Source organism: Pseudomonas sp. RGM2987 (assembly GCF_022952855.1).
GTDB lineage: Bacteria > Pseudomonadota > Gammaproteobacteria > Pseudomonadales > Pseudomonadaceae > Aquipseudomonas.
Genome location: NZ_JALJDX010000064.1, coordinates 1 through 5217 on the forward strand (window position 1 = coordinate 1; position 5217 = coordinate 5217).

At 63.4% G+C, this 5217-nt stretch carries 4 protein-coding genes; all 4 read right to left on the reverse strand.

Features of this window, described 5'->3' with window-relative positions; all coding sequences use genetic code 11:
- Nucleotides 1–39: 39 nt before the first annotated feature.
- Nucleotides 40–630, reverse strand: coding sequence for a biliverdin-producing heme oxygenase (locus RGM2987_RS00610; protein WP_245138182.1), 591 nt, complete (start codon nucleotides 628–630; stop codon nucleotides 40–42).
- Between the two features lie 193 nt (nucleotides 631–823).
- Complete coding sequence (locus RGM2987_RS00615) at nucleotides 824–3415, reverse strand: TonB-dependent receptor (protein WP_245138183.1); 2592 nt, start codon at nucleotides 3413–3415, stop codon at nucleotides 824–826.
- Between the two features lie 119 nt (nucleotides 3416–3534).
- Complete coding sequence (locus RGM2987_RS00620; RefSeq protein ID WP_245138184.1) at nucleotides 3535–4503, reverse strand: FecR domain-containing protein; 969 nt, start codon at nucleotides 4501–4503, stop codon at nucleotides 3535–3537.
- A 108-nt stretch (nucleotides 4504–4611) separates the two neighbouring features.
- On the reverse strand, nucleotides 4612–5130 hold the full coding sequence (locus RGM2987_RS00625) for a sigma-70 family RNA polymerase sigma factor (RefSeq protein WP_245138185.1): 519 nt from the start codon (nucleotides 5128–5130) through the stop codon (nucleotides 4612–4614).
- Nucleotides 5131–5217 lie beyond the last annotated feature (87 nt).

Consider the following 5217-nt stretch of genomic DNA (forward strand, 5'->3'; position numbering starts at 1 on the left):
TTCGCGAGCAAGCCCGCTCCCACATATAGATGGCGTGAGTCAGGCCGATTCAGCGGTGTAAGCGTGCTCCAGCAAAACCGTAAACCGGTTGAACGCATCCAGCGCGCCTTTATCCGCCTCGGCTTCCTGCTCTGGGGTGAAGACCAGGCTATCGAGGGTGCGGGTGAAGGTTTTCCAGCCTTCGGCGCGGCCGCCCGCCGGTTCGGCCAGGTGCCGGGCGCCGAAGGTTTCGCTCAACCCCAGGCCCTCGGCGCGCTTGATCAGGAACGCGGCGCCGAGTTTCGAGCCTTCGGAGACGAACAGCCAGCCCAGGGCTTCGGCCTGGCTTGGGTTCGTCACCGCACCGGCCACCGGCGACGGGATTTCGGTGTCCAGGTCCGCCAGGTCGGCCCTGGCCGCTTCGGCACGGCAGCGGGCTGGCAGGTCGGGAATCAGGCTGCCGAGCTGCGCGTCGTTGTACAGCGCCACCAGTTCCGACTGGAACAGGTATTGGGCCACCACGAAACGGGCGTAGCCGGCCGGTGTTTCGAAGGGGGCGTGGGCCTTGACCAGGGCATCGAGCCTGCCGTGGGGCTCGTGGGTGATCTGGTTCAGGCGCTGGGAGCGTGAAGCTGATTGCTGGGTACTCATGGGAGCTCCTTGAGAGGAAAACAGGTATGTGATGACAAGACGAATCGCAGTCCATCGCACGGTAAAAACAGGATGCTTTTGTGGCGAGGGAGCTTGCTCCCGCTCGGTTGCGTAGCGACCGCAGAATCCCGGGGCCTGCTGCGCAGCCCAGCGGGAGCAAGCTCCCTCGCCACAAAGTTAACGAGCGCGTCCCTTAGATGTCCCAAACCAGATTGACCGCGAAATTGCGCCCCGGCGCCGTCAGGCGGTCGAGGTTGGCGGGGCTGATGACGGCGGCTTCGCCGACGCTGTCGTAGCCACGTACGTCATCCCACAGCCAGTACTTCTTGTCGGTGAGGTTGTAGAGACCGCCGCTGACGGTGACGTCGTTGGTCACCTTGTAGAACCCGGTCAGGTCGAGGATGCCGAAGCCCGGGGTCTTGAACTGGCTGCTGACGCCATCGGGCGAGTTGAAGTTGCTGTCGTCCACTCGGTCCTTCTTCTTGACCAGGGTCCAGCTGAGCAGGGTGCCGTAGTGGTCCTGGTCGTAACCCAGACCGAACACGCCGGTCAGCGGGTTGACGCTGTTGAGCGGCTCGCCGGAGTCGTTGTCGCGACCGTGGGCGTAGGCCACCGAGCCTTGGGTGTACAAGCCCTGCGGCGCGCCGAACAGGTCCAGGTCGAGACGGCCGCGAACCTCGGCACCCTTGATCGTGGCGTGCTTGATGTTGTTGCTCTGGAAGGTCAGTTGATCGGCGCCGGGGGTGATCGCGTCCTCGTTGATGAAGTCGCGATACTGGTTGTAGAAGACCGCCATGTCGAACGAGCCATGATCGAAACGGCCACGCAGGCCGGTCTCGTAGCCTTTGCTTTTTTCCGGTTCCAGGTCGGGGTTGGGTTTCACGCTGTAGCCAGCGCCGAGGTTGTCGAAGCGGCCGTACAGGGCTTTGGCGGTCGGCGTGCGGAAACCTTCGGCGTACTGGCCGTACCAGGTGTACTCGTCGGTCAGGGCGTAGGTCAGGCCGAATTTAGGCGAGACGCGATGCCAGGTCTTGTCCTGGCCGCTGACTTCACCGCCCTGGGTCGGGTCGACGGTGGCGAGAAATGCTTCGGTCAGATGAGGCTTGAGCCGGGTGTAGTCGTAGCGCAGGCCCGGCGTGAACGTCCATTTCTGCCAACTGATCTGGTCCTGGGCAAACAGGCTGTAGGTATTGATGGTCGGGTCCGGGAAGTCGCTGGCTTTGGCCAGCACGTCAGCCGGGCTGGTGGCGCCCACTGCGCTGCAACCCCGGCCGACCGCCAGGCACACGCCGTTGCCGCTGCGTGAACCGGTGACTTTCTGTTGTTTGATCGTGGTGCCGTAGGTCAGCGCGTGGTCGGTGTCGGCGAGGCTGAAAGCCTTTTCCAGCTGTGCGTCGAAGACCCACTGCTTTTCTTCGTAGAGGGTCTTGCGGGTGCGCAGCACCTGGCGGGTGATCGGGAAGTAGAACTCGGCAGTGCTCTGGTCGGTCTTGGCGACCTGGTGATTGAGGCTCCACTTCACGTGATCGGCCAGCAGGCTGTCGAGGGCGAAGCGGTGTTCCAGGCCGAACCGCTCGCGGGTGACGGTGTCGTTGCCGGTGCGCCACTGATACATGCCACCGGGCAGCATCGAGGTGGGAATCGTCGGGCGGCCGTTGGCGTAGGGGCCGCCATAGGCGCTCTTCAGGTCGACGTCGCGGTCATCCTTGTACTTTTCGTAGACCAGGCCCAGGCGCGCGTCGTCGCTGTAGTTCCAGCCGAGCTTGGCCAGCACGTTGCTGGCGCGCACGTCCTCCGGGTTGGCCGCGGTGCGATCCAGGCCAATGCCGTTGTGGCTGCCATAGGATTCGGTTTCGTGGCCGTCGCGCTGGCTGTAATGCAACAGACCATCGAACGGTCCGCTGCGGCCGGCAACGGTGGCGGATTTGAGCCAGCTCTCATCGGCCGAGCTGTAGCCGGTCTTCAGGCGGGCACCGACGTCCTGGCCGGGCTTGATGATGTCGTCCGGATCCAGGGTGAAGTAGCTCACGGCGCCGCCGATGGCGTTGCTGCCATACAGCACCGAGGCCGGGCCGCGAAGGATTTCCACGCGCTTGATGATTTCCGGGTCGACGTAGTTGCGCTGAGTCTTGGCGTAAGGGCCGTTGAAGAACCCGCCGGGCACTTCCACACCGTCGATCTGGGTCAGGATCCGGTTACCGTCGATGCCGCGGATGTTGTAGCCGCTGATGCCGCCGCGCTGCCCCGCACCGCCCACCGAAACGCCGGGCTCATAGCGCACCAGGTCCTTGAGGGTGTTGACGGTGTTGCGGTCCAGTTCCTGGCGGTCATGGACGCTGACGGTGCTTGGAACACGGCTGATTTCCTGTTCCTGGCGAGTGGCGCTGATGGTCATCTGCGGCAGGTTCATGACGCCGGCGGAGCTGCGTTTTTCCAAGACGATGCTGTTGTCGCCCAGCTTGCGGTAGCTCAGGTTGGTCCCCACCAACAGGCGCTCCAGGGCTTTTTCCGGTGGCAACGAACCGTTCACGCCCGGCGACGCGACGCCTTCGGCCAGCTCTGCCTGCAAGCCGACCTGCCAACCCGTGACGGCGGTGAATGCGTTCAGCGCTGACGGCAAGGGTTGTCGGGCGATGGCGAAGCGGTAGTCGCCCATGTTGCGTGCAGCGGGCTGGGCGCTGGCGGCAAGGACGTGAGGGGCGGTGCCGGCCATGAGAATGGCAACTGTCAGCAAGGACCGCGTGCAGGAAGGGGCAAGGAACCGGCAGGTAAGGCGAGAGGACATCGATAGCGCTCCGTGTCGCATCTGTTATAGGTGCAGATTTTCATTGATGGATGAGAATCAATTGCATTGGCTATAACGAGACGAACCAGCGAAGCCTATCGAGTAAAAATAATGCTCATTTAGTTCAAGATCACCAACGCCGGGAATTCCTGCAGGCGTGCGCTGGTGATGTGAGCCAGGGAGCGGACGACGTCCAGAGGCTGGTCGAGGCGATAGTTACCGGTCACCGCGACGCTGGCCAGTTGTGGGTTGTTGTTGATGATCCAACCCGGGTAGTAACGCCGCAGCTCGGCCAGTACCTGGCTCAACGGCTGGTTCTCGAACACCAGCCGGCCCTGGACCCAGGCCAGGTCGGTGGCGGGGTCCAGGCGCACCGGACGGTCGAAGCCGTCGGGGCCGATGCGGATGCTTTCGCCGGCCGACAACCGCACATGGCTGTCGTTACGGGTGGCCCGCAGGTCCACGTCGCCGCGCTGCACCTGGACCTGGGTCACGCCGTCGAGGTAACGCATGGCAAACGTGGTGTCGCTGACGCTGGCCGTGACCGGGCCGGCGTCGATTTCCAATGGCAGGTTGGCGCTGGCCCGGATTTCGAAGAAGGCCTCGCCCTTGTACAAGCGGGCCACGTGGCGTCGTTCGTTGAAGGTGCTGGAGAACGCCGAGTCGGTGTTGAGCAGCACCTTGGAACCGTCCTCCAGTTGCAGGCGCTGGCGTTCACCGACGATGGTCAGGTGGTCGGCCTGCAAGTGCAGCGGCAGGTCACTGAAATTGAACAGGCCCAGCAACAGCACAGCGGCGGTGGCCAGGGGTTTCCAGTGGGCCCGCAAGCGTGACCACGCGGTGGCCTTGGGTCTGGGCTCAAGCTGGTCTTCTAGTTGGCGAGCGCTTTCCAATACCTGCGGGCCGTTCCAGATCGCCTGGGCGCGGGCGAATGCTTCGCCATGGCGCGGATCGGCCGCCAGCCAGGCCTCAAATTGCCGGGTCTGTTCCTCGCTGGGGCTGTCCAGCAGGATCAGCCAGTCCAGCGCCTGCTCCATGGCGTGGGCGGTTTCCGGTGTCGGCCCGGGGGCGCGGTGGTTGTCCGTCACGGTGGTTCCTCGCTGTGTCTGTGCACGGCTGTTTCGAATCAGGCTTGAGGGCGACCAAGATTAGCAGGGCCACCGGTCAACGCAATTGGCGAGCGCAAACCTACGGGTTCAGTCGCGGTCGAGGTTTTCGGCCACGCCCACGCAGATCGCCATGATCAGTTTCAGTTCCTTTTGCACGGTACTCAACGACACGCCCAGGCGTTCGGCGATGGCCTGGTAACCGTGGCCGTGCAAGCGACTGAGGATGAAAATCTGCTGCTGGCGCGCACTCAGCGTTTGTAGGCTGACGTTCAGGCGTTCAAGCAGTTGCCCGGCATGGACCGCATCCTCGGCGCTGCTCTGGGAGACAGGCACGTTGTGGACCACCTCAAGCGGCACATCCTCCAGCAACGTCCGGGATTGAATACGCCGCGCGCGCAGATGATCACGCGCCAGGTTGCGGGCGGTCTGGAAAACAAAGGGTTCGAGATGCTCGACGGGCCCTTCACCCAAGGCACGGGTCACGCGCAGGTAGGTTTCCTGGAGCAGGTCTTCGGCGGTGCTGCGATTGTTGACCATCCGCTCAAGGGTGCGCAGCAGGGGCGTGCGCTGGGCGAGGAAGACGTGGTGAAAGCGCGATTGACTCACGGTAGGGCCTGGTCCGGTTCGAGTAGATGATAATGCTTATCATCTACTCGACAGGTCAAGCCTGGATTTCAGGTCACTTTGTAACTC